This window comes from Rubritalea spongiae, from assembly GCF_042652385.1.
GTDB classification, from domain to species: Bacteria; Verrucomicrobiota; Verrucomicrobiia; order Verrucomicrobiales; family Akkermansiaceae; genus Rubritalea; species Rubritalea spongiae.
The window spans coordinates 2,468,131-2,492,618 of the sequence record NZ_JBHSJM010000001.1 but is presented as its reverse complement, the minus strand read 5'-3'; the positions used below and the strand labels follow the sequence as shown (position 1 = coordinate 2,492,618).

At 47.9% G+C, this 24,488-nt stretch carries 23 protein-coding genes; 12 read left to right on the top strand and 11 right to left on the bottom strand.

What is annotated here, in order from left to right:
• Window position 1: 1 nt before the first annotated feature.
• From ACFPK9_RS11155 to leuC, 5 genes are all read right to left on the bottom strand, one after another.
• On the bottom strand, window positions 2–1,237 hold the full coding sequence (locus tag ACFPK9_RS11155) for an AMP-binding protein (protein ID WP_377094965.1): 1,236 nt from the start codon (window positions 1,235–1,237) through the stop codon (window positions 2–4).
• The gene (locus tag ACFPK9_RS11150) at window positions 1,224–2,861 is read right to left on the bottom strand and encodes an IucA/IucC family protein (RefSeq protein WP_377094963.1); all 1,638 of its coding nucleotides are present in this window, start codon (window positions 2,859–2,861) and stop codon (window positions 1,224–1,226) included. Before ACFPK9_RS11150 ends, ACFPK9_RS11155 begins: the two co-directional genes overlap by 14 nt.
• A gap of 9 nt (window positions 2,862–2,870) precedes the next feature.
• Window positions 2,871–4,232 carry an IucA/IucC family protein gene (locus ACFPK9_RS11145; RefSeq protein ID WP_377096626.1) on the bottom strand — a complete coding sequence of 454 codons (1,362 nt, stop codon included), beginning with the start codon at window positions 4,230–4,232 and terminating at the stop codon, window positions 2,871–2,873.
• Window positions 4,233–4,638: 406 nt separating this feature from the next.
• Window positions 4,639–5,994 (bottom strand): MATE family efflux transporter, encoded by a 1,356-nt coding sequence (locus tag ACFPK9_RS11140; protein WP_377094962.1) that lies wholly within the window; start codon window positions 5,992–5,994, stop codon window positions 4,639–4,641.
• 306 nt (window positions 5,995–6,300) lie between these two features.
• The gene (gene leuC, locus ACFPK9_RS11135; RefSeq protein ID WP_377094961.1) at window positions 6,301–7,704 is read right to left on the bottom strand and encodes a 3-isopropylmalate dehydratase large subunit; all 1,404 of its coding nucleotides are present in this window, start codon (window positions 7,702–7,704) and stop codon (window positions 6,301–6,303) included.
• Window positions 7,705–8,182: 478 nt separating this feature from the next.
• Between leuC and ACFPK9_RS11130 the strand changes: the two genes are divergently transcribed.
• From ACFPK9_RS11130 to ACFPK9_RS11110, 5 genes are all read left to right on the top strand, one after another.
• Entirely contained in the window at window positions 8,183–8,578 is a 396-nt protein-coding gene (locus ACFPK9_RS11130; RefSeq protein ID WP_377094960.1) for a hypothetical protein, read from the top strand.
• A gap of 190 nt (window positions 8,579–8,768) precedes the next feature.
• Complete coding sequence (locus tag ACFPK9_RS11125) at window positions 8,769–9,383, top strand: PEP-CTERM sorting domain-containing protein (protein ID WP_377094959.1); 615 nt, start codon at window positions 8,769–8,771, stop codon at window positions 9,381–9,383.
• Window positions 9,384–9,688: 305 nt separating this feature from the next.
• On the top strand, window positions 9,689–10,102 hold the full coding sequence (locus tag ACFPK9_RS11120; protein WP_377094958.1) for a PEP-CTERM sorting domain-containing protein: 414 nt from the start codon (window positions 9,689–9,691) through the stop codon (window positions 10,100–10,102).
• Between the two features lie 123 nt (window positions 10,103–10,225).
• Window positions 10,226–10,633: a VOC family protein gene (locus ACFPK9_RS11115; RefSeq protein WP_377094956.1), complete on the top strand. Its 408-nt coding sequence runs from the start codon at window positions 10,226–10,228 to the stop codon at window positions 10,631–10,633.
• A 522-nt stretch (window positions 10,634–11,155) separates the two neighbouring features.
• The gene (locus tag ACFPK9_RS11110; protein WP_377094954.1) at window positions 11,156–11,950 is read left to right on the top strand and encodes an MlaE family ABC transporter permease; all 795 of its coding nucleotides are present in this window, start codon (window positions 11,156–11,158) and stop codon (window positions 11,948–11,950) included.
• Between the two features lie 58 nt (window positions 11,951–12,008).
• Here ACFPK9_RS11110 and ACFPK9_RS11105 read toward each other — a convergent pair whose 3' ends face one another.
• Together ACFPK9_RS11105 and ACFPK9_RS11100 are read right to left on the bottom strand one after the other, a co-directional pair.
• Window positions 12,009–12,650 carry an HAD family hydrolase gene (locus tag ACFPK9_RS11105; RefSeq protein ID WP_377094953.1) on the bottom strand — a complete coding sequence of 214 codons (642 nt, stop codon included), beginning with the start codon at window positions 12,648–12,650 and terminating at the stop codon, window positions 12,009–12,011.
• Between the two features lie 181 nt (window positions 12,651–12,831).
• Window positions 12,832–14,226: a UTP--glucose-1-phosphate uridylyltransferase gene (locus ACFPK9_RS11100; protein WP_377094952.1), complete on the bottom strand. Its 1,395-nt coding sequence runs from the start codon at window positions 14,224–14,226 to the stop codon at window positions 12,832–12,834.
• Window positions 14,227–14,490: 264 nt separating this feature from the next.
• Here ACFPK9_RS11100 and sufT point away from each other — a divergent pair, with 264 nt between their 5' ends.
• Both sufT and ACFPK9_RS11090 read left to right on the top strand, forming a co-directional pair.
• Window positions 14,491–15,039 (top strand): putative Fe-S cluster assembly protein SufT, encoded by a 549-nt coding sequence (gene sufT, locus ACFPK9_RS11095; RefSeq protein ID WP_377094951.1) that lies wholly within the window; start codon window positions 14,491–14,493, stop codon window positions 15,037–15,039.
• Between the two features lie 124 nt (window positions 15,040–15,163).
• Window positions 15,164–16,306, top strand: a complete 1,143-nt coding sequence (locus ACFPK9_RS11090) for a DEAD/DEAH box helicase (protein WP_377094950.1) — start codon at window positions 15,164–15,166, stop codon at window positions 16,304–16,306.
• A 78-nt stretch (window positions 16,307–16,384) separates the two neighbouring features.
• On the opposite strand, the gene ACFPK9_RS11085 is transcribed toward ACFPK9_RS11090, so the two are convergent.
• The gene (locus ACFPK9_RS11085; RefSeq protein WP_377094949.1) at window positions 16,385–17,089 is read right to left on the bottom strand and encodes a hypothetical protein; all 705 of its coding nucleotides are present in this window, start codon (window positions 17,087–17,089) and stop codon (window positions 16,385–16,387) included.
• Window positions 17,090–17,257: 168 nt separating this feature from the next.
• On the opposite strand from ACFPK9_RS11085, the gene ACFPK9_RS11080 reads away from it, so the two are divergent.
• Together ACFPK9_RS11080 and ACFPK9_RS11075 are read left to right on the top strand one after the other, a co-directional pair.
• Window positions 17,258–17,620: a DUF3302 domain-containing protein gene (locus ACFPK9_RS11080; RefSeq protein ID WP_377094948.1), complete on the top strand. Its 363-nt coding sequence runs from the start codon at window positions 17,258–17,260 to the stop codon at window positions 17,618–17,620.
• A gap of 12 nt (window positions 17,621–17,632) precedes the next feature.
• Window positions 17,633–18,754 (top strand): HlyD family secretion protein, encoded by a 1,122-nt coding sequence (locus tag ACFPK9_RS11075; protein WP_377094946.1) that lies wholly within the window; start codon window positions 17,633–17,635, stop codon window positions 18,752–18,754.
• A gap of 203 nt (window positions 18,755–18,957) precedes the next feature.
• Here ACFPK9_RS11075 and ACFPK9_RS11070 read toward each other — a convergent pair whose 3' ends face one another.
• The 3 genes from ACFPK9_RS11070 to ACFPK9_RS11060 all read right to left on the bottom strand — a co-directional run bounded on the left by ACFPK9_RS11070 (window position 18,958) and on the right by ACFPK9_RS11060 (window position 21,650).
• The gene (locus ACFPK9_RS11070) at window positions 18,958–19,452 is read right to left on the bottom strand and encodes a DUF1269 domain-containing protein (RefSeq protein WP_377094945.1); all 495 of its coding nucleotides are present in this window, start codon (window positions 19,450–19,452) and stop codon (window positions 18,958–18,960) included.
• A 125-nt stretch (window positions 19,453–19,577) separates the two neighbouring features.
• Window positions 19,578–20,732: a 1-deoxy-D-xylulose-5-phosphate reductoisomerase gene (locus tag ACFPK9_RS11065; RefSeq protein WP_377094944.1), complete on the bottom strand. Its 1,155-nt coding sequence runs from the start codon at window positions 20,730–20,732 to the stop codon at window positions 19,578–19,580.
• A 12-nt stretch (window positions 20,733–20,744) separates the two neighbouring features.
• The gene (locus ACFPK9_RS11060) at window positions 20,745–21,650 is read right to left on the bottom strand and encodes a phosphatidate cytidylyltransferase (protein ID WP_377094942.1); all 906 of its coding nucleotides are present in this window, start codon (window positions 21,648–21,650) and stop codon (window positions 20,745–20,747) included.
• A 133-nt stretch (window positions 21,651–21,783) separates the two neighbouring features.
• On the opposite strand from ACFPK9_RS11060, the gene ACFPK9_RS11055 reads away from it, so the two are divergent.
• Genes ACFPK9_RS11055 through accD form a run of 3 tightly spaced genes read left to right on the top strand, consistent with a single transcriptional unit; the run spans window position 21,784 to window position 24,309 of the window.
• Window positions 21,784–22,731, top strand: a complete 948-nt coding sequence (locus ACFPK9_RS11055; RefSeq protein ID WP_377094941.1) for a CPBP family intramembrane glutamic endopeptidase — start codon at window positions 21,784–21,786, stop codon at window positions 22,729–22,731.
• Window positions 22,686–23,435: a ComF family protein gene (locus ACFPK9_RS11050; protein ID WP_377094940.1), complete on the top strand. Its 750-nt coding sequence runs from the start codon at window positions 22,686–22,688 to the stop codon at window positions 23,433–23,435. Before ACFPK9_RS11055 ends, ACFPK9_RS11050 begins: the two co-directional genes overlap by 46 nt.
• Window positions 23,436–23,481: 46 nt before the next feature.
• A complete protein-coding gene (gene accD / locus ACFPK9_RS11045) occupies window positions 23,482–24,309 on the top strand; it encodes an acetyl-CoA carboxylase, carboxyltransferase subunit beta (RefSeq protein WP_377094939.1) in 828 nt (275 codons plus the stop codon).
• Window positions 24,310–24,488 lie beyond the last annotated feature (179 nt).

The following is a 24,488-nucleotide window of genomic DNA, read 5'->3' as shown; positions in this document are numbered from 1 at the left end:
TCTACACAGTTTGAGCTGACATTTTTCTCCTATTAACCTTACCGTTTGCCGCCCTTTCGATCGACTTTACGCGATCTAACATTTGAGGAAATTGATGCTGCATCAGCTTATCTTTCAACCACTCTCTCAGCCCATATTCATTGAGGCTCTCATCTCCAACCCAGTGTGCTGCCACTTTTTGCCCAGCCACTGGATCGTCCACCCCAAACACCACAGCATCATCAATCAATGGATGCTCTAACAGTACAGTTTCCACATCGGCCGGATAAACATTCAAACCAGCGCAATTGATCATATCATCAATGCGCGAAACATAATACAATTGCCCATTCTCAAAATACCCTAAATCTCCAGTCTTGACAGTTTTCCCTAGTTCATTGACCACCACAATCTCTTCCGCGCTCTCATTTGAGCTTCCAGCAGAAACTTCAAGGTGAGCTAATGCTTCACCTATCGCATTTGGTTTATCCACCTGCTGACTAATGCTGATACATCCAGCCTCTGAACATCCATACTGTTGATAGAGCGATGAAAAGCTTGATTTGACTCTCTCAAAACTGCGCTGACTCATGCTCACTCCGGAGGTCATCACCGCATCCAGCGACAAACTCTTAGGAGCAAATTGACACAATATTTCCAAATACACTGGCGACGCATACAAAATATGCTTCGGGTGCTTCATCAAACATTTCAATACCGCCTTGGGGTTTCCATTTGAAACGATTTCAACCCTACTACCACGAGCGATCCCTACTAACACCCCACTGATAAAGCCATAAGAATGCGTCACAGGGCACGCCACTACCGATACCCTTCCTTTATTGACAGAAAGTAAATCCAAAGTGGAAGCGACCTCTGCATCAATACTGCTCCACGCCCTCTCTAACACCTTCGGTTCACCCGTCGTTCCCGAACTCATCTGCAACAAACCAGCAGAGCCATTGACACCGACTGCTCCATCAAGCACCTCAAAAGACTGAGCGTTCTCAAACAGCAAGCCTTGGCAACGCGCGTTCTTCGCAATTCTAAGAGCCGCCTCTTCTTCCGTGCCCGATGGAATAGCCAACACAGAAATTCCTTGTTCTTTACAAAACAGCAAACAACTCAGTACCTCCGCTGGATCACTAAGACAAACAGCTACCTTCCCACCTGACTGCGCCCAGCTACTCTGAGAATACTCTTCCCATCGCTGTTCAACATCAGACCTCACATATTCTTTACCGTTAACTACAAACATATGACTCAATCTGTATTGGATTTTTTACTAGATGATAATGAAACCCATCCTTAGGCTTCCCTTTTAATTTCGACTTAAGCAATGACTCCACCTTTATCCACTCCATGCTCTCTAGGTGTTCTGAATACAATCTATCAAGCTCTGGATATTTCCGATGATGCGCCTCAATCGATTCTTTCACCCAGCCCCAAAACTCACCTTCTACCATGCCATAATAATCGACAAGTAATCTAACGACCTCGCTCAGGTTATAGATAAACAAACATTCTATAACTAAATCTTTAACTGACTCAAAATTATCAACGCGGTAATGCGCTTCCGCAGCTACTTCATCTTGACCCAAATGGCTAAAATCTGGGCCCGCTACCCCTTCAGGAAGAAGCTCCTCAACATACTCGACCCCATCGTGAAAGTCTCTCAATGCTACAGCCACTGGGAACCCGCTATCCAATGCTAATAAGGTATTCTGACCGTGCCATTCACTGCCTACAGCATAACCCATCAGCAAGTGCCACTGAGGAAGCACTGCAACTTCTATCCATTGTCGCACCCACTTTTCTAAACCATATTTCTGAATCCATAAGTCAATATAAGGACGACCGTCTTCCTCGTACACCGCTAATGCATTCGCTGGAACTATCGAAAGCTTTCGCGAAAATCGCTGATGCGGTGAGTCTCGATAGAGAACTCCGAGCTGATCTAACAACTCACTACCTTCCACACTCAGCATCACCCCTCCGTATTCCTTCAGAATTTGCACCCCACTAGATTTCAAATACACATCACTCTCTACTATTCTCTCTAACCAAGTCGATATAGTCTCTGCAGCCAATACAGATACCTCGTCTAAGGTTCGAACCGAAGAAGTATTCACCAACTGCATCGGCAACTTCACATGTGCCCCGTATACATCATCTACCGGAATTAATGTCCTCAGCGACTGACTCGCAGAATAAAACTGTGATGACTTCCCCAGATGAACAACCCTCTGCTTCGCCAATAGATCTTGTACTTCCGGATGGTGCACTAATTGCTGCCACTGCCACGGGTGCACTGGAATCTTAACAGTTTCTTCATCGCCGATGTCACCTTTTATAATAGATCTACACACCTCAATTTCGTCTAATTGAAATCGACCCTCCATCTCTGGGCTATAAAGTTGATGATCTTCGACACTAAATCCTAATCTAGATTTGAAACAAGGATGGTACGGATGACCCTCGTCGATAAGATTCTCCAGTAACCTATATTGTAAACCTCTTCTACTCGGTAAACTCCTTACCTTGCCTAGATTCCATTCACAAAAATGCAGAGTCAAAACCAACTCTTTTGCCAGAACATCTAAATAATCCGATTCAGCATCAATATTATGCACTAAATCTAACAAATCAGGTATAGACCCATCGGTTTTGTTGATTGATCCATGCTCTATAAATACGCGATCATAGGCGTTTACCCTTGCCATCGCGTGCAGTTTGAGTTCACCCAGCACTAGCTCTATATGTAGTCGATCTTTCGCCGCCCCCACCACTCGCCAATCACAGAGTTCCTCATAAACTAATGCCTCGAGCAGCTGGCGGATCACACGCTCTTTCGGTTTTTCCTTATATTCGCTAGATACCATCGTTACTCTTTAGTTTTGAAGCTGTTTTTCAACTCCTACATATAGGGGGTTTTTAACTTCAACATAAGCGGCCTTGGCATCCGCACCCGCAAGCTCGTCGATCCCTTCTAACTGGGTGATCAAATTCGACTTACACTGAATCATTTTAGAATCTAATAAATACCAGATCAGAGCTCGCCCCCGTTCACCACACACCTTCTCTTTTTTTCGCAACAAGCGATGAATTAAATCAATGCCTAGCTCTTCTTCTAACAAACCATCCACACCAAAACGGCAGACCACTGCAAATACATGGTTAATCAGATGATAGTAACCCACCGCTTCATGCATTTCCTTTCTACTAAAAAACACACCAGAAAGGCTAGCTAGCCTCGGAAACTCTTCTGTAAGATCATCACTGAGAGATTCATCAATATAACACCCCTCTGTATCTCTATAATATAACTTAACGGGAAGACATTCTTCTATTTTAATCAAACAATTCTGCAGATGGCTTTCAAATGTGACGCCAAACTCATCATATAATTCAATGAAGCATAATAGCGTCACAGTTATATAGTTCTCAAACCACACTTGTGCTGCCAGCTTCAACGGCAACTCGTCCTTGTAGGCCAACTCAGTGACTAGTTGGAAGGTTTGAGATTTCATCCCAGGTAACGCTTCCTCAAACAGCGCCACTGGATTTACTACTCCTTCCGTGTTTTTTCTGTAAAAAGGATTCTCTCTGAACAAGCTCTCAAACCCAAGTTCCGCATCCCCATACTGAACCGATACCTGTCCTCTATCCGCTAAAAATGTAAATCCGTCGCTGCTATCACCTAGCCCTAGATACTTCACAGCCTTCACCACCTGTTCGCAGTATTCCAAATCACTCACCTTATTCGACCTAACAGAATTTGTGATTTTCACTGGAATCGACAGCTTCAGCATCATCTCCACCTCAGAATTATATACCGTTCGAACTGATGAGGTTGCATAAAACTCTCTCCCCTTAACCCCCACATCTAACAAAATACCAGACCCTATCAATTCCCGTATTCCCTCCTGCACGCGCATTTTACTCGCTTGTAAAGGGTGACAGACAACATACGCGAAACCTTCTGGCAAACTCTTAAAATCTTCCCCTAAACATTGCAGCATGATCTGATCATAATAGCTGCGAGAAATACCACCCACCTTCAACAAACTGCTATGCACTGCAAAATAGTGCAGTTGAAAACCTCTCTGGTATTCAGGACAATATAACTCCTCCTGCCAATCAGCCATACCCACTCTATTCTTAGGTGTAGGGTGAAACCAATGTCCCCACCTACTATCTTGCTCAGAAGAAATAAAATCTACACCACGCCGCAAACCTACCTTAAGCCCCATGCGTGCACCCTTCTCTAAAGCTTGATGACTCAATAAACTCCCACTCAAAAATTCTAAACGCTTATGACTATTCACTCCCCCCCTCACTCCATCACCCAAGTGTGCTACTAGCTGCGTCACCAGAGTCAGATAATCAACCTCTCTATGCTTAGCTCCTTCTGCACTTACTTCCCACACACGCCCATACTGATGTCCTCCCACGACCGATCGATAACGCACCTCTGCGATAAAAAATACACCACTCGCTAACACTGGAAGTTTCACAAACCACTTAGCATCCACCTCGTCAGCGAACAGCTGCACTTTCGAGTGTGAGCTGGCTAACCATTCTCCTTCATCCCATTCTCTAAGATAGCAATTCAGAAAAACTCGAAGTGAAATTTCACTGGCAATCGCATAACTCTGATTATCCATGCACACCTCCTTTCACCAACTTGTTAGGCTTATTCTGAATGAAGCACCAAATAGCTAGAATACATGTTAACGCCTCAGCCAGAGGCAAAGCCACAAAAAATGGATAATCAGGGTAACAATAGAAAACCACAACGAGGAACAATACCGGAAGCACTAGACTACGCGACAGAGCAATCATAGCTGACTCACCCACTTTACGCATTCCGGTCAAATACAGGGCCACTAGGATATTTACACCGTGCAGCATGAAAATAGGCCAAATTACCCACAAAATATCTTGAACCAATTCTAACACATTCGCTTCTGAGACATTGACAAACCATTGAGCTATTTCCACCCCGACTGTTAAAGCAGATAATACAAGCACGCCCCCCATGCAAAGCACCGCCCCAAAGGCTACCACCATCACTTTGCCTATCCGGTCTAACTTCCCTGCTCCGTAATTCTCTCCAACCAATGGCGGCACACCATCCGCCACACCAAAGGTCAGCATTACACTCACAAAGATAAGATAGTTAATCACACTAAACGCAGCCACTCCTGCCACTCCATAGCGACTCAACATCAGGTAATTGATCAGAAAAATCACCACTCCTACAGAAACTTCATTCACAAATTCAGAAAACCCATTGCGCGCACATCGACCAACAATCCCCCACTCCTTCCTCTCTAGCACCCACTCTAGCCGCGTTTGCTTCTTCCATAAAAACAGCAGTAGTAAACCGAATTGTAGCGCCTGCGAGAACAATGTTGCCCAGGCAGCCCACGCAATGCCCAACTCTAACTCTTTGAGAAAAATATAATCTAAAACTATATTGGATACAGCTCCAGCAACCAACGCCACTGTGCCCAGTTCAGGTTTACCAGCAACTCTCAAGAAATAGTAGCAAGCCATCCCCATCATCTGCAGCACCAGCGCATACCCTAGCACATCCATGTAAGCCCCCATATACTCTGCCACCACTCCACTCCCGCCTAACAACTTAAAAAGCGAATCTTGGCACGCCAGCGATACTCCTAGTATCACCAACGCTAACAGTAGCACGGAGCAAACTATTTTCGTAAATACAGCAGAAGCCTTGATTCTATCCCCTTCACCTAATGCTATCCCAGCTTCTACACACCCACCTACGGAAAGCATCAGCGCCAAGCCAAACACCAAGGTGAAAAACGGAATACATAAAGTCACCGCCACTAAGGCGTCAGCACCCACATATCTCCCCACAAACAAGCCATCTACCACACTCGCAGTCGTGATCGAGACTATCCCAATCAACGATGGAATCGCATATGTCCAAAACAGCTTGAACACCGATCCCTCTGTCACCTTGTTTCCCTGAACTTCCATATAAACCCCTAATATTGCTAATGAGATTCATTATCAATAACTGACAATGGAGACCCTAAATCTAACAAATACAGAAGGAAAGACTTTTCTCTATTTTTCTAACAAGAGGAAAAATATTCTCACAGAAAAATAAGCATAACAAATTAATGCTTATGTCTTTAAGAAAACTAAAAAACCTAGAAAGATTCTCCTAAAAACGAAAAGAAGCCCAACAGAAAGAGACTCTGCTGAGCTTGATTAATGAAATTAGCACCAGCTCACTAAACTTGAGCTATTGATGACAAAAAATGTTGCATAGCAGCTTTGTTACGCCATTTGACGTACATCGCTCACCTTACCATTCACGGCTGCAGCGACAACCATCGCTGGGCTCATAAGAATGGTACGGCCAGTTGGAGAGCCTTGACGCCCTTTATAGTTGCGGTTCGAAGAACTCGCGCAGATTTGATCTCCCACCAACTTATCTGGGTTCATCGCAAGACACATGGAACAACCTGCGTGACGCCACTCAAAACCAGCCTCACGGAAAATATCTGCAATACCTTCCTGCTCACACTGATGCGCAGTAATCTGCGACCCCGGCACCGCGATCGCTGTCACGCCATCCGCCACCTTGTGCCCTTTAAGAAGATTCGCTGCCTCACGGAAATCAGAAAGTCGGCCATTTGTACAAGAACCGATGAAGGCTACATCCACTGGAATTTCGCTCACTGGAGTCCCTGCAGGAAGCTTCATGTAAGCAAGAGCTTCATCGATGCTCGCCTTTTCCTCAGGAGTCTCAGCTTTCGCAGGATCTGGTATAAGCTCAGAAATTCCCACACCGTGATCAGGAGAAATACCCCAAGTCACAGTCGGCTCAATATCAGCCGCATCAAAATTCACCACATCATCGTAGTCGGCATCTTCATCAGAAGCGAAACTCTTCCAGCGCTCCACAGCTTCATCCCAGTCAGCTTCTTTCGGTGCATAAGGACGACCTTTTAAATACTCAAAAGTTGTTTCATCGGGGTTCACGTAACCACAGCGCGCACCACCTTCGATCGCCATATTACAAACCGTCATGCGCTCCTCCATTGTGAAATTATCAAACACATCACCGCCATATTCATAGGCAAACCCGATTCCACCTTTAGCTCCAAGATTACGAATAATGTGCAAAGAAACATCCTTCGCATAAACACCTGGCTTCAGCTTTCCATTCACGTTAACACGGCGCACTTTAAGCTTAGCCATCGCCAAGGTCTGAGTCGCTAAAACATCGCGTACCTGAGTCGTGCCAATACCAAACGCCACAGCTCCAAATGCCCCATGAGTGGCTGTGTGAGAATCACCACAAACAATAGTCGTTCCCGGCTGAGTAATCCCCTGCTCAGGTCCTACCATGTGCACGATCCCCTGCATCCCAGTATTAAGAGAGAAATACTTGATCCCGTACTCTTCGACATTTTTCTTCAACTCATTAATCATCGCCTCGGCCAAACCATCCTCGAATGGTTGCTGCTGATCTTTAGTCGGAACAATGTGATCAACAGTCGCAAAAGTGCGATTCGGGAATTTGACGGTCATTCCTAGATCACGTATCATACCGAAGGCCTGCGGCGAGGTCACTTCGTGAATCAAGTGTGAACCGATGAATAACTGCGTGCGTCCATCTTCCAAGATCCCGACGCTATGTGCGTCCCATGTCTTATCGTAAAGTGTCTTTCCCATAACTGCGTCCGTTCTGTGTGGAGGGCGAGAAAGATGGACACGTTTCCCCAGAAAGTCAAAAACCGATCGCATATCTTGAACACCCTTTTCCCAAAATCCAAACATCCTCGTCCAAAACACCCCAGAAGCCATCCAAAACGACCACGCCATGGAACAAGACGAACTACCCGACACCACTTTTCTTCCGCGTAGCGCAATTCTTCAAGCTCTCAAAAAAAATCATTTGTCTCATTTGGAATGCGATTTGGTATTATACCAAGAAATAGACGGCTTTTCTGTTTGATCAAACATCTCTTATCTCCGTAGAGTCTAACCTATCCGCTCTTCCTGTGTCCCCCTTTTAGCCACCCCTGTACCATGACAGAACATTCATTACTTTTCCTCGCGCAAATTCCCCCACATTACTTTTCCCAAGGGCGTATATAACCCATTTCATTATTTTGCCCTCTGACAAATAAACTTACTGTTGTGCCAAAGAATGAAAGCCATCACTTTTGCCGCAGTCGTTCTCGTTTTGGGCGGGTCTATATGGTGGAACGCGACTGGTGGCTTAGAAGGTTTTCTCGACAGGCAATATAAGAAAGGTATGGACGAATCTGGAGAAGAGAAGGCCCTCCAGGCTGATGTGGTCGACGCTCACAAGACCTCGATCCGACACAAGGAATCAATCATGAAGAGCTCTGAGTGCGGTTGCTTTCATTGTCTAGCGATCTTTACTCCTACCAGAATTGCGGATTGGGCAGACACCTCAGAGCCAGAGTCCCGTCACACAGCCCTTTGCCCTGAGTGTGGGATCGATTCGGTGATTGGATCGGATTCTGGCTACACGATTACCAAGGATTTCCTCTTGGCAATGAAGAAGCACTGGTTTTGACGCCGAGAGACAAAAACGGGCACAACAAGGCGTCGCACTCGACCGCTGACAGAGCTTGAGTTTGTCGACGCTTTCTGTAGTTTGAAGGTGTTCCATCGTTTCAGAGTTGATTTGTAATTCGAGTCAGTGGCGAGAGGACTTTGACGTTCGACGAAAAACTCCAAACCAACAACCAAATCAGAAACGAAAAATGAAACACCCACTAAAATCAATATGCACCCTTGTAGCCACTCTAATCACATTCGGATCGCTGGCTGGGGGAGCGAATGGAGCAGTGATTGTTGACAATCTTGAAAGTAATCAGCTTACAGGTCAGACCAATGATTATGGACAATCATTCATTTTTTCCAATGGAACCTCGTGGAATAGCCTTACTGTCAGCTTGTTTTCCACTGCTGGTAATCCCTCTGCTACCCCTTTTGCTGCAGGAACATTGTTTCTGCTGGACTCGGAATACTTAGGAGCACAAGCCGCCTTGAGCCCAGCGACTGCCGGATTTATTGCTGAAACCTCAAATGTCATTAACGGCGAATGGGTATTTAACCCAACCAAATCTATCGATGCCAATACACAATATTGGATATATACCCAAGGAGAAGCGATTACTCCTATTGCATTCAACGATTCTAATAATTATGCCGATGGCATCGCATATCAGGATACGGGGGGGGGATATGGAGCGGCTTCCTATGCTGATTTAGCCTTTTCGATTCAAGGTTCGGCTGTTCCAGAGCCTTCATCGGTTTTTCTTTTTGGAATAGGCTCCTTGTTAGGGTTTACTGTGCGGCGTCGAAGAGTCAATTAAGTCGAACAAGGCGGCGCACGCCTACCGCTGACCCGCTTTGAGTCGAAAGATTTTAGATATTATAACCGTCAACCCCAAGTCGAAGGCGCGTTGCCAGTCAGCGGTGGGTGGCCTCAAACGTTCTATCAAGAAAAATCTTACTCTCAATCGCGAACACTCACGAAATCACAAGCTATGGATCTTAAAAAAAATATGCCTATAATCCTTGCCCTTCTCCTACCTAGCTCATTGCAAGGTGCCACCGTTGTGCAGGAGTTTTTTTCACTGGGGGAGATCAATCCTTCAACCTGCCTTCCGGCGTCACCATGGTGGAATTTGAAATCTATGGTGCGCGTGGCGGCGACGGCTTAGATGGCAACGGTGGCTTCGGACATTTTCTCACAGGCTCTCTCACTGTGCCCGTCAATAGTTCTTTCACCCTACGCGTCGGCGGTAGGGGTGGTAATGCTCCTATTATAGGAGGAGGGGGAGGAGGAATGTCAGGGATTTTCACATCAGTTAGTGGGAGTTGGCAAATTATTGCTGGTGGTGGCGGCGGTGGCGGTCATTACTTTGATCCCTCAAATGTCTCAGGAGGTATAGTCGCCCACGGCGAACGCCCAGATGGCAACGGCTACATCAAGCTGACCTACAACACCGTGCCAGAGCCAAGCTCTGCATTGTTGATTTTGTTGGGGTCTGCCGCTGCACTGTGCGTGCGCAAACGGACTAAAGGATAGAACAAGACGGCGCTGAGCAACCCGCTCCGGATTCGGAGCCGGAGGCTAAGAAGAAACCTAAGCCAAAATCGGAGGAGCGCTCCCAGTAGCGGGTGACAGGCCTTCGACGTTAGGTCAAAAAGTATGGATGAAGAAAAAATAAATAAAAATTATAAGGGAACAGCTCCATATCTGGTTGTTCGAGAACTAAAGAAAGCAGTTGAGTATTATCATAAAGTTTTAGGGTTTAGTTACCCGAAACTGTGGGGCGAACCACCAACATTTGCAATGCCATCGCGAGATGGATTCATATTCATGCTTAAACAAGCAGAAGAAGGTGTTGAGATCGTTCCAAGCCGTAAGCAAAGTGGTTTTTGGGATGCGTATGTTTGGGTTGAGGATGTTGACTGCTTGTATCTAGAACTAAAAAATAATGGTGCGATTATTGATTATGAACCTTGCATTCAGAAGGAATACGATATGAAAGAGTTTGCTGTTCGAGACTTAGATGATCACGTGATTGCTTTTGGTCAGATTCTTACCACAAACTAATACCACTTCGTGATTCAAAAGAGACGAATGCCGGTGCAATTTTTTAAGAAATCAAGGCTAGATGAAGAAGCGATGCGAGCATCGTGACTGAAGAGAAACGCTGATTTATCAATCAAAGTGCCAGACACTACTTTTCTTTCGCGTAGCGCAACTCATCATGCCACACAAAAAATCATTCATCTCTTTTGGAGTGCGATTTGGTATAAGCCCCATCGTGCAGGCGGTAGGCTTCAACCACCGCCCCACACACCTCCGATCATAGGGGTCCGTAGCACGGCAATTCCAATCCGTCACATGCTACCTATCCGAGCCTTTCAAATCGTTGGATTAACGAATGTAGCACCGCTATTGTTCGAGGCTTAATAAGCCCTGCTCTTCCCGCCACTGGTTGTTCATTGCCTGACGAACCAAGCTCATCTGACTCATTCTCCAGTAGTCTTTCCTACTTCGCCTCGCAAGCGAAACCTTGAACCTGAAACATTAGAACTTCACAGAAACGCTTTCACCACCTAAAAAAAAGACGTGCTAGCTCTTCGTATCATAGGGTCTCCCATTCTCAACTTTCTCAACTATCTCGGTGAGCTGAGTAAGCTAGTTTCTGAAGTCGTTGCATCCCTCTTTCGAGGTCGATTTTGCTACAGTCAGTTAATGAAACAAGTCGTCGAAATTGGTTATCGCTCTCAACCCGTGGTGATTGTCACAGGAGCCTTCACCGGGTCCGTCCTCGCTGCCCAAGCACTCTTCCAACTCACTCAAATGAAAATGGAAACCATGGGTGGCGCCCTCGTCAGCGTAGGGATGCTGCGAGAACTTGGCCCGACTATCACCGGCCTCATGCTCGCTGGTCGAGTCGGTGCTGCCATGTCAGCAGAAATCGGCACCATGAAAGTCACCGAGCAAATCGACGCTCTCCGCTCGATGGATGTCCACCCTATCGACTACCTCGTCACCCCGCGTTTCGGCGCAATGGCAATTTCAGTCCCCCTGCTCATCGCAGAATCTGCCTTCTTTGGTATTCTCGCGTCCTACATTGTCGGCACCCAGATCTTTCACGTCGTTCCAGCCTATTGGCTCGACCGTATGAGTCACCACACCGATCTCTCTGACATCATCATCGCCACAATAAAAGGCTTCGTCTTTGGCATGCTCATTGTCCTCATCTCTTGCCATCAAGGACTCAAGGCGAACAACGGCGCTGTCGGAGTTGGACGCGGCACTACCAATGCCATGGTGCTCTCCTCACTCGCCATCCTCATCTTTAACTTCTTCCTCACGATGATCCTAAACATCATCTTCCCCCTCGGCATCTCTGGATAAAAAAAGCCCGCAGTACAATCACCGCGGGCTTCAAAAATGTTAAATGGTGAAACCAAGATTATTGAACGATGTGAATCGCCGCTGGCACGGTGATCACCTTCATTCCAGCAGATTGAGCAGCCATGATTCCAGGTGCCGCATCTTCTAATACCAAGCAATCTTTAGGATCCACTTCGAGACGTGCAGCAGCATCGAGATAAACATCCGGCGCTGGCTTACCACACTTCACATCATCCGCAGTCACCACCTCATCAAATAAGTCCGTAAGGCCCTTAGCTTTCAAAGTCGCTTCCACCACCTTGCGGCTGCCACCAGTCGCAATACCAACCGGCATTTTACCGCGAAGTGACTGAGCAAAGGCTACCACATCATCATTAAGCTCGACCTTATCAAGCTTAGTTAGGAAAGCCTGGCGCTTCGCGTAAGCCACTGCAGACGGATCTAAATCAAGGTTAAACTCACCATTGATTTCTCTAACAATATCTTTGGTTGGTCGACCACCCATCGAATAGAAGACATCTTCAGGGAAAACGTCTTTAGGCGCTCCATTTTTAGCAAGTGCTTCACACCAGGCTTCAAAATGGGCTGGCATTGAATCAACTAAGGTTCCATCGAGATCAAAGATTACTGCTTTGTAACCGGACTTGGGGATATTAAGAGAGCCAAACTGTTCCATTGATGCGTTTAGTGCCTTTTTCAATCACCCGTGGCAAGCTCAGAAAACGCTCAGGCGTCACAATTTCTTCACAAGAACTTCCACCCGAATCCCTTAGCCAAACAAAACTTATTTAACTCATTACACAGCAAAGCCTAAGCCACAGGGCTTAGACTTAAACTCCATTCATGAACCTCATGAATAAATCTATAATTATCTCAAAAACCTACAGGCTTACTTCCTCGTCTTCATAAACCCCATTGGCTACCCATTTGGTTTCAGAACCTCCATTCGCAATACTCACGACTCCTCGTATTTCCACCGCATCTGCAAACCTAACAGGTCCGCTCAATGAGAGCTTCTCCGCCCTCTTAAGCGATGGCTCACCGAGCCCCTCTAGGCTATCTACCAACTTATATTCACCACTTAGCTCAACTACAGGCGGCTTCCCTTGGCGTTCGTTCAGTAAAGCAATGCGCCCATCTTTCGTCGTCTCATAAGCATCCGAACGAAGTGTGAACAAATCACTCGTCGTCTTCACCGGAGCAAATCGTGAGCGTGGTACGCAAATCGCATCAGCACCTTTAAAACATTCAATCGCTGCACCCATAGCAGTTTCTAACTGAAATACTGCTTGAGATGCCTTATTGCGGGGGTCCACAGTCTTCTTGTTAATAATCACAGGTAGCGGAAGCACCCCACCTTGAGCATCGAGCTCTTCTTTAAGAGCTTCCAGATTAATCCAGAGACTATTCGTATTAAAGTACTGATGCTTCTCTACATTTTGAAAATCAATCAAATCTGCGTCAGGGCATTGCGCCACTTCACGTAACAACATTTGACCATCAGACTTACGGATCGCCAGATGCCCCCCCTTTTTATCAGACTCAGTCCTACGGGTAGCTTCCATCAAAAAGGGTTTTCCGCTTTCAGCAAAATAACGAAGAATCCCTGGATGCAAGACCGCCCCTAAATTATCTGAATTAGATACAAAAGCGTACTTCACTCCATCCGCTAACAGCTTATCTAACCAGCCAGATCCTGCTATCGCTGGATACAGATCGCCATGTCCAGGTGGACACCACTCCAAGCTTGGGTTATCTGAAAACTCCACTGGATCCATCGTCTCAGCATTAATTTTGGGGATCTGGTTCTGATGTAACTCCACATCCTCCTTCGCCGCTAGTCCGCGATCTGCATATTGCCCCAAATGCTCTAAAGTATCTTCTGACGTACTAAAGCTATTCATCAAAAGAAACTTCACTTGCGCACCAGTGCTCTCGCGAAGATATGAAATCTGTTCGACGATCACATCTAAAAAAGTAGCTCCATCCTTCACTTCTAATAAGCTCTTGGCTTTCTGCAGCCCCATGCTCGTGCCCAATCCGCCATTCAGCTTAATTACTACAGTCTGCTTCAAAAGCTCTGGCTCAAAGACTTCACCTTCCTTCGACAACTCTTCTAACTCAGTAAGATTCTTTACCGGTTCAATACTCTCCTCATCAATATCTGTCGAACTACCATCAGTCAGGATCTGATAATTTCGTTCAAAACTTTTGATTGCAGCTTCGCTGACACCGGCTTGCTCCATCTTATTTCGAAAAGGGGTAAATGAACTCATGAATAGATACTGCATTACGTATTCCTAAGATCAAGTCACGCCAGAAGTTTACTAGCCAAGGGAAAACCATGACTCCTTTGTCACATTACAAAAACCTAACAACCCCTTAAACCCTTTCTATCAAAAACTTACAACCACATCACCAAGCTGCCAACCAGCCATGAATTTCCTTCACCTCAATAATTTGATAACTCCTACACCAAAACCCCACGCCCAACTCGGAAAGCTCTTGCAAGATCACCATTCCGCACTGAAACTCAGCCCATGAATCAGGAAGTCATTCTCGAACGCGAAGTAGAAGCCATTCAAATCCCAAGCGGTGATAGCATCACCCTGCCAGTCGGCACACCGGTTGTAATCACTCAAACGCTCGGCGGCAGCTACACCGTCGCCACACAAGCTGGTCTGGCTCGTATCTCCGCTAACGACTCAGACGCACTCGGCATCGACGCCAACGAAGTCCAAGAGAAAAAAGAATACGAAAATAAACTCAAGGATGCGCCCCTCGAAGACCAAGTCTGGGCTCAGCTAAAAGAAGTCTACGATCCAGAAATTCCTGTCGATATCGTCAACCTCGGTCTCGTCTACGACTGCGTTCTCACTGAAAAGGAAAATGGTAAAACCGACGTAAACGTCAAGATGACCCTCACCGCTCCAGGCTGCGGCATGGGCCCAGTCATCGCTGCCGACGCCCAAGCCCGCATCATGTCACTCGACAATATCGAAGATGCTCAAGTCGATCTCGTCTGGGATCCCGTCTGGAACCAAGACATGATCACCGAAGAAGGCAAAATGAAGCTCGGTATGATCTAAAGGCTTTCAAGCTTTTAGACAAATTAAATAGAGGGGAGAATAAGAAAATCCCCAGTAAAGGCGCATTCGGAAAACGAACGCGCCTTTTTTAAACCACCACTCCAGCCACCCACTCACAGCACTCATGTCTTTCACATCCACTGGTCTAAACGACCTCTTTCTCTCGGCTCTTGAACATCAAGGACTCGACCATCCTACCCCCATTCAAATCGCTGCCATTCCAGCTATTCTCAATGGTAAAGATGTCATGGGCATTGCAAAAACCGGCTCAGGAAAAACTGCCAGCTTCGCACTCCCTATTCTTCAGAACCTTCTCACAGAAACATCAGCCAAGCACCGCGAACCTGCCGTACTCATACTCGTACCCACTCGCGAACTAGCAGACCAAGTACTTGAAGTCATTCGCAGCTTCTCGGCAAAGCTCCCGCAGCGCATTAGCTCTCTCGCCATCTATGGTGGGTCCTCTATCAACACCCAGATGCAAGCACTCGATAAGATCGACATCCTCGTTGCCACACCTGGCCGACTGCTCGACCTGATTGACAAAAATGCTCTCAAACTTAGCTCCGTTTCCACTCTAGTGCTTGATGAGGCTGATAAGATGCTCAATCTTGGGTTCAAGGAAGAAGTCGATAAGATCCTCAGCCTCCTGCCCAGCAAACGACAAAATTTACTTTTTTCAGCAACTCTCAGTGCAAACCTCACGTCCATTAAGAATGCCCTGCTCGATGATCCAACCATCGTAAAAATAGAATCTGATCCAGAGCAAGACACCATCATCAACGAGCTCGGCTACTTCGTCACAGCGGAACACAAAGGCCCACTACTGCGCTACCTGATCAAGCAGCAAAAGCACAAGCAAGTACTCGTGTTTGCCTCCTCAGCAAAGGCTGTCGACTCCATCGTCAATAAGCTCAGAAAAAACAAGATTGCAGCCTCCCCCATGCATTCAAAAATGAGCCAAGGAGCTCGCCAAGAAGCACTTCGTCAGTTTAAAGAAGCCAGCTTCCACGTCCTCGTTGCCACCGATCTTCTAGCCCGAGGCATCGACATCAAGTATCTCCCCTGCGTGATTAACTACGAGCTACCCCGCTCTCCAAAAGACTACATCCACCGCATCGGCAGAACTGGCCGAGCCGGTTCCCCTGGTGATGCCATCAGCCTCATCACCATGGACGAACTCCCCCACTTCCGCGTCATCCAGAAAAAGACCGGCAATAAAGTCCCTATGCAGCACAGCGACGACATTAACCTGCACGGATACTAGCCCTTCATCCCTTTACTCATTTCACAAAAAAAGGCGACCGCATCAGGTCGCCTTTTTCATTCCTACATCAAGGCCTCCCTACCGACCAAACTTATTCACTAACAGCTCCTTAAACTGCACACTAAAGTCGTTACCAGCCTCTTGAAAAACATTTCGAAGAAGCTCAGGATTCTCCACATAATCCGCCACAGTATACGCATTCTTAGAACGAAGCTCCATTGGCTGGCTAAAAAGCTTTTTCCCATCGGAAACGAACCAAACCCGCATCGTTACCACCGCCTGCAGAAATACAGCCTCACCCTCTCGAACTCTTTCCTGCAAGCCGTACGCTTCAATTTCTCCATCAAAGTAATGCGGCGAAGAGGGTGCCCAACGCGACCCCAAAAAACCATTCTCCTTCACCGCAACAATCGCTCTTTGTTCTAACGCTTCAGCAATCCTTGGATAAACCACTGAATTTATCTTATCGATCTCAGATTGGTTCCCATTTTTCTTAGCCAACACCCCTGCATCAGTTGCCTCTTCAAAAAGCACCCCAGTGACACCAGTGTCTTTCTTGCTAACCACGCTTTCATCACCAGTATACACAACAGGATCCTTGTGCTTGTGCCCCTCCATATCCACTGCCTGTACAGGCTGCTGAGCATCCGCGGCCACTCGATGGCGAAGCACACTCACTGAAGTGATCGCCTCCTTTTGCGCCTGCGTTAAATCAGTCGAACAACTTGAAAACACAACCATAGTGAGCGCTGAAAGAGAGAGGGAGCTGATAAGCTTTTTCATAAGTGGCCTAGGTATACCACACAACACACAACCACTGTCAACTAGACAAAACAAAGCCCCCTTCCTCGCTTCACCCAACAGAATCGACCTTGCACTCACCTAACACCATTGCTTAAATCCAAGCGCCACCTCTTTGTCGCACTCCGTAAACCATAAAACCTAAGCGCTATGTTCCTCGATTACTTCGCCCTCTTCCTACTCATCTTCGTAGTCATTGCCATTTTTTACGGCATCATTGCCATCCATGACATCCCTCATGAAATTGCGAAGAAGCGCAATCACCCTCACGAGGACGCCATCGGTGTGGCTGGCTGGGTAAGCCTTTTCACCCTCCACCTCATCTGGCCTCTTCTCTGGATCTGGTCCATGCTCTACCGCCCTGATAGAGGATGGGGACTTCAAAACTCCTCAGCTCCATCGTCCGACCAGTCAGAAGCCATCCAGCAACTGCGCAACGAAATCGAGAAGCTCAATCGTGAGGTCACATCCCTGCGCGACACAAAGAACGACCAGCATAACACTTCACTCTAACCACGACTACTCATGGATATTTTACTCGTTCTTACCTATCTTGGGATTTGCATTCTCGTTTTCAAAGTTTTCAAAGTCCCACTCACCAAATGGACAGTTCCTACAGCTGTATTCATCGGAGTGATCCTCATTGGAACTCTCATGCTGGCGATGAATTACAACCACCCAGCCTCACACGCTGCCTCGCGCACCTTCATCACCACTCCCATCATGCCAAACGTGCGCGGCCTCGTTACCGAAGTCCCCGTATCACCGAACCAACCAGTCACGAAAGGAGATGTTCTATTCAAAATCGATCCCACGCCCTTCCAAGAAGTGGTAAACCAAAAACAAGCAGCTCTCGATAGCGCTCGCGCCATGGTCGATGAACTCAATGACACGGTCAACCAACTCAACGCCGAAATCGACCGTGCTACCGCCTCTCGCGATCTCGCTCAAGAAGCATTCGATAGCTTTTCAAAAGTCGGCACAGGCGGCGTCTCTGCACTTCAAATTGAAAATCGCAGGCAATTGCTCAGTGAATCTGAAGCCTCCCTCACAGCTGCTCGCGCCGCCCATATCCGCGCTAAACACCAACTCGAAAGCCAAAATAATAACGCGATCCCACAAGCACAAGCCGAACTCGAGCGAGCACGATTCGATCTCGACAGCACCACCGTCACCGCCCCAGCAGATGGCTATGTCACCCAGCTCACCCTTCGCCGAGGAATGATGGCTGTTCCACTACCTCTCCGCCCCGTCATGGTCTTCGTGAACAAACAAGAAAACCGCTTGATCGCCAACTTCCGCCAAAACTCTCTCCGCCGCATTGCTGACGGTTCAAAAGCGGAAGTCCTTTTCCCTAGTCTCCCCGGCAAAGTATTCCAAGCCAAGGTTGACTACACCATGCCAGTCCTCGCCGAAGGTGAACTCCAGGCACAAGGCAAACTCATCAGCGCTCAACAACTCAACACACAAGGCTTGGTCCCCGTCGTTATCCACATCACCGATGAAAAATTCCCCGCCGACAAACTCCCACTCGGCATCAATGGCCAAGTCGCGATCTACTCCGAACACCTCGAAAGCCTATCGATCATTCGCAAAGTCCTCTTCCGCATGAAAAGCTGGAAAAACTTCCTCTACTTCGACCACTAAAAATTCTCGCTAACCGCGAATCACACATTCTCATTCGCTCCAAACGGTTGACTTGGCAGTCAACCATAGCTGACTCACTTGATTAGTTCTACTATGGAAAAAAACATTTCATACCTCCTCAGCTAGGTCACATCTTAAGAAACTAAAAAAAGTGCGCCATTGAAGACGCACTTCACTTAGTTTGCCTATTACCAGCTGAACTGTTAGCCCTGTGAGGCTTCATCTAACACCTTCTGTAGGCGTTCCTCATCATCATGCGCCAATGAGCTCTGGAGGACCGTGCCGCCAAACTCTGAAATACGCGGTAGCACCTTATCCTTTGTTATACTTTTCACGAGGACGAATAAAGCAGAACCATCCGCGTCGAGCGTCTTACCCAGCTCCTTCATCATATCGTCGTTAATTCCAATATCGGATAACGCACCAGAAACAGCTCCCGCACCAGCACCCGCCGCAAAGCCGAGCAAAGGATTCAAAAAGATTAAGCCAATCAACATCCCCCAAAAACCACCAGAAGCAGCCCCCATAGAAGTAAGGTTCACCGCCTGATTCAATTTCACTTTACCCTTCGAGTTCTTCGTCGCTACCACCGCATCTTCTAATTCAATGAGGTAATCTTTCTGCGCTTTAAGCAACTCGAGACGCACTTCTTCCGCCTTAAACTTGTCGTCATACACGACTGCAATAAATGTATTCATAGTATCAAAGCATCTAACACAGCGACTACTTCCAGAAAATGTAATTTCGCCAAAAGTTCCGTCACTATAATACAACGACCAACTTCAGCGATAAGCCATACACAACGCAACCACCTCCAGCCCTGCTACAGAAACCCCTTAGCCAGCTCTCGCGCATCAGCGTCGGCTGCTATCAATGCCTCAAGCGACGTCCCAGGTTTCCACTGATGCGCATCCATCGTTTGCTCGACCACCCGCCAGATGTCGGTGAAGCCAATTTTTTTCTCAACAAAGGCGTCCACCGCAACTTCATTTGCCGCATTGTACACCGCTGGCAAGGTCCCACCTTCCGTACCAGCTCTAACCGCTAAATCGATTGCCGGAAAGACATCACGTCGAGCATCCTCAAATTCTAACTTCCCGAGCTCGGCAAAGTTCAACGGCTTCAATCCATTGCTCACCCGCTCAGGGTAAGTCACCGCGTACTGTATCGGGAAACACATATCCGTCGTGCTCAACTGCGCCAACACGCTGCTGTCAGCAAACTCAACCATCGAGTGAACGATACTCTGCGGATGCACAATCACATCCACCCGGTCCATCTCCACTCCGAACAACCATCGCGCCTCGATCATCTCCAGCCCCTTGTTAAACAAAGTCGCCGAATCGATCGTGATCTTACGCCCCATCTCCCAAGTCGGATGCTTCAGCGCCTGCTCTAACTGAACATCTTTAAGCTTGTCTGCCTCCCATGTCCGAAATGGTCCACCAGAAGCAGTAAGAATCAAGCGACTAATTTCTTTCTGCTCGCCAGTATGACCTTCGAGACATTGGAAGATGGCATTGTGCTCAGAATCAACGGGCAGCACCTTCACACCTTTACGTTCCGCAGCCCCCATTACCAATTCGCCAGCCATCACTAAAATTTCCTTACTCGCCACCGCGAGCTCTTTGCCAGCCTCAATCGCTGCCAATGCCGGATGCAAACCTGCAGTTCCCACAATCGCCACGAGAACCATATCTGCCCCCTCGAGTTCCGCTAACTTCACCAACCCCTCTAACCCCACATAAACTTGCACATCGCTATCCACAGCCGCTCGTAACTCAGCCTCTTTTTTAGGATTATAAATCGCCACATGCTTTGCGCCAGTTTCTTGAGTCTGTTTTGCTAATGCTTCCACACTGTTCGCTGCCGCTAAGCCCACGATCTCCATTCTCTCGGGAATCTCCTGCGCCACCTTCAGCGTACTAGTACCAATCGACCCCGTAGAGCCTAACAAAACCACTTTTTTCCGCATCATTCTGAAATCTCTTTAAACTACCCAACAAAGGTAAAAATACAAAGCTGGTGCCGTGAAACACAGGCTATCAATCAAGTCCAATGCCCCACCGATCCCCGGCAAGGTGTTCCCACTATCCTTCACCTCAAGACTTCGCTTAATCACCGACTCAGCCAAATCCCCAGTCACTGTCAGCAAAGATAAAATCAAACTCAATACCACCACATGACCCCATCCACCTAACACCTGCAGCGAATCCTTACCAATCGCATACACCACACAGCCAACCACTACAGCCCAAACCAAAGCCCCGAAAAAACCCTGCCAAGTCTTCCCTGGTGAAATGTGAGGAATCATCTTGTGTTTTCCGATCAATGAACCCGTACAGTACGCGCCAATGTCGGTAAACTTCGTCACACAAATCAACCAGAGCATCACCATCGCACCTGGCACATCATGGAAAAATGACGATACGCTCGCCGCCTCTGGCACAAACAATAAACGCCCAATAAAGCTGAACAAAAAAGGCACATACAAAAAGCTCAACACTGTGCTCGCCACCTTGATCAACGGATTCCTCCCCTCAATCGGCTCACGCAGCTGCAAGATGAAACTCGACAACACAACTAAGGTGATCGCCGTCCCATCCACAAATCCTAACAATGGTAACGCATCCCCTCCACACGATGCTAACAAAGCCGCAACCGTCAAGGTGTAAGCGATCGCAACAAAGCGTCCCCACTTCTGCTGACACGGCATTTTACCGATATCCATCATCCGAAAAAGCTCATGGCTTGCAGCAATTGCTAAGAAACTCACCAAAGACAAATACGCCCATGGATTCATACTCACAAAAGTACCAGCCACAATCCCGATCAATAACAAAGTACTGAACAGGCGGGCGCCAAATACTTGAGCCTTAGATTTTGCTTCACTCATTCGTCACTGCATCCAAGCCAGCTCACACCCTTTTGGCAATGAGATTCCCAACAATTTCCCTCGATTACGTATTCACAAATCACCTCCTTGCGACTAGCCTGCACAGGTGACTCGACTCCTGCAACACGAGCTAGTGAAGCTCTTCCTATTTATTATTCTTAGTTTTCTAGGAGCCGCCCTGCTCTCTCCTCACCTCTACGCTTGGGGCAAAGACCTCGCCGCTACCCATGGTCCATTCCTTACTGAACCCGAGTTCTGGGACTCTCCCACCATCTGGTTGGCTGAAAAATGCGACAGCGCCCGCTTCTCCCGTTTTTTCAACCGCTCCCTCATGGCCACTGCCCTACTATTACTCTTTCCACTCATTCGCAGTTTGCGGAGTAAAGGGACGACCGGGGTGAAAGCACCCTTTTCACAACGCATCAAACCCGGCCCTCAAGGCTGGAAAGACCTCGCTGCTGGCCTCCTCTTCTCCGCCGGCTTCCTCACCCTCCTCGTCGTCACCATCTACCTCCTCGGCTGGACAGAAATGGAATCCGACTTCTCCCTCGGAAAAGCCATCCAGAAAGCCATCGTCCCCGCCATCATCGTCTCATTGTTAGAAGAATGGCTCTTCCGCGGCGTCCTCTACGATGTCCTCATGCGCAAGCTCAATGCCACCCAGACCATCATTGGCCTCTCACTTTTTTTCGCCGCCGTCCACTTTCTCGCTCCACCGAAAGGTGTCACCGTCGCCGACCCACGCCATTTCCTAGCAGGCTTCGAAATGCTCGCTCTCATTGGTCAAAAATTCCTCAACGCCGCCAGCTTTTTCGGAGTCTTCCTCACCCTCTTCGTCGTCGGTGCCACCCTAGCCTACACCCGACTCAAGACCGGTAAACTCTGGCTCGCCATCGGACTCCACACCGGCTGGGTCTTCTCACTCAAATTTACGAACAAACTCACCGACCCCACCGGTGAAGCCCCACCGCTTCTTTACAACGGCAGTATCATGGACGGCATCCTCCCGCTCCTCACTCTCGTACTTACAGCTCTGTGTCTCGTTTATTACCTTCGTCCTCGAAAATTGGGCCCATCCTAAATACCGCGCTCGATTACCTCTACCCACCCGCCTGCCACCATTGCGCTACCAGCACTAGCAATGGCCGCTACCTCTGCGCCACATGCTTCGACCAAGCCGCGCTAATCGAAGCCCCCTTCTGCCAACAATGCGGCGAGATGTACGACGGCAATATCTCTAACACCTTTCTCTGCCCGAATTGCCACAGCCGCCAGTTCTCATTCGACTTCGCCCGCGCGGCGCTCCGCAATACCAATGAGAACCACCAACTCATTATCGATCTCAAATACCTTAAACAATTTTATCTCGCCGGAGAGCTCGCACGCTACTGTGCAAACACCATCTCCACCGACTCCCGTTTTTCCCGACTCCCCTCGCCAGTCCTCATTCCTGTCCCCCTCCACTGGCGGCGCAGCTGGCAACGCGGATTCAACCAAGCCGAAGAAATCTCCAGAGCTCTCTCAAAGCTCACTAGTATTCCCTATAAAAAATGTCTCAAACGTACACGCCACACCCAAACTCAAACCAAATTAGACCGCAAACACCGGCTACATAATTTACAAGGAGCCTTCCAAATTCGTTCTATTCCTAAGCATTTCCGCTCCGCCATCCTCATCGACGATGTCTTCACCACTGGCTCCACTGCAGAAGCCTGCTCGTCCACACTGAGAAAACACGCACCCCAGCTCGAAAACATTGTTGTACTCACCGCACTCCGTGGCTAAGCTCGCAGCCAACAAAACGGCCTAGCAGCCAAATCTCAATACAGCTATGGGAATTTTCGAAAGACCAAAACTTCGCAGTAACAAGAAGAAGGACATGCCTAACGACCTCTGGATCAAATGCCCAGAGTGCTCATCCATGATCCACACCCTTGACCTCAAACAGAACGATCAAGTCTGCACACACTGCGAACACCACTTCCTCCTCGGATCTCGTGAGCGCATCGCATCCATCGCAGATGCTGGCTCCTTCGAGGAAACCGACGCTGGTCTATTCTCAAAAAACCCGCTCAATTTCCATAAATACGAGGAAAAAATCGAAATGCTGCGGAAGAAAACCGAGCTGAACGACGCCGTCGTCACAGGTCGCCTCACAGTCGATGGCAACCCAGCTATGATCGCCGTCATGGACTTCAAGTTCTTTGCTGGCTCCATGGGCTCCGTCGTTGGTGAAAAAATTACCCGCGCCATCGAAACTGCGATCAAAGAAAAGCGTGGAATGATCATCGTCTCCTCATCCTCTGGAGCACGCATGCAAGAAGGAATGCTCTCACTCATGCAAATGGCAAAAACTTGTGCGGCTCTCGCGCGCCTCTCTGAACACAGCCTTCCCTACATTTCACTTCTCACCCACCCAACCACCGGTGGTGTAACGGCATCCTACGCAACCATTGGCGACATCAACCTCGCTGAACCGAAATGCATGATTGGTTTCGCCGGCCCTCGCGTGGTCAAAGAAACCACTCACCAAGACCTTCCTCCTGGCTTCCAAACAGCTGAGTTCATGCTCGAGCACGGCCTCATCGACGCCATCGTCCGCCGCCAAGACGTGAAGAAAAAACTCGGCCAGCTCCTCAGCTACATGATGCCTCAGTAAGGTATACAGATTTCAGTGTTCAGTTTTCAAAATCACTGCACACCCAAAATTTCTCTAACGAGCAATGCCACCAAAGCATTGCTCGTTTTTCTTTCCCACACCAACGATTCCTGTAAATTCTCTCCAACAATCCCTCACAACACTTTCTGTAAATCCGCCACATTCTAGAATTCTGTATA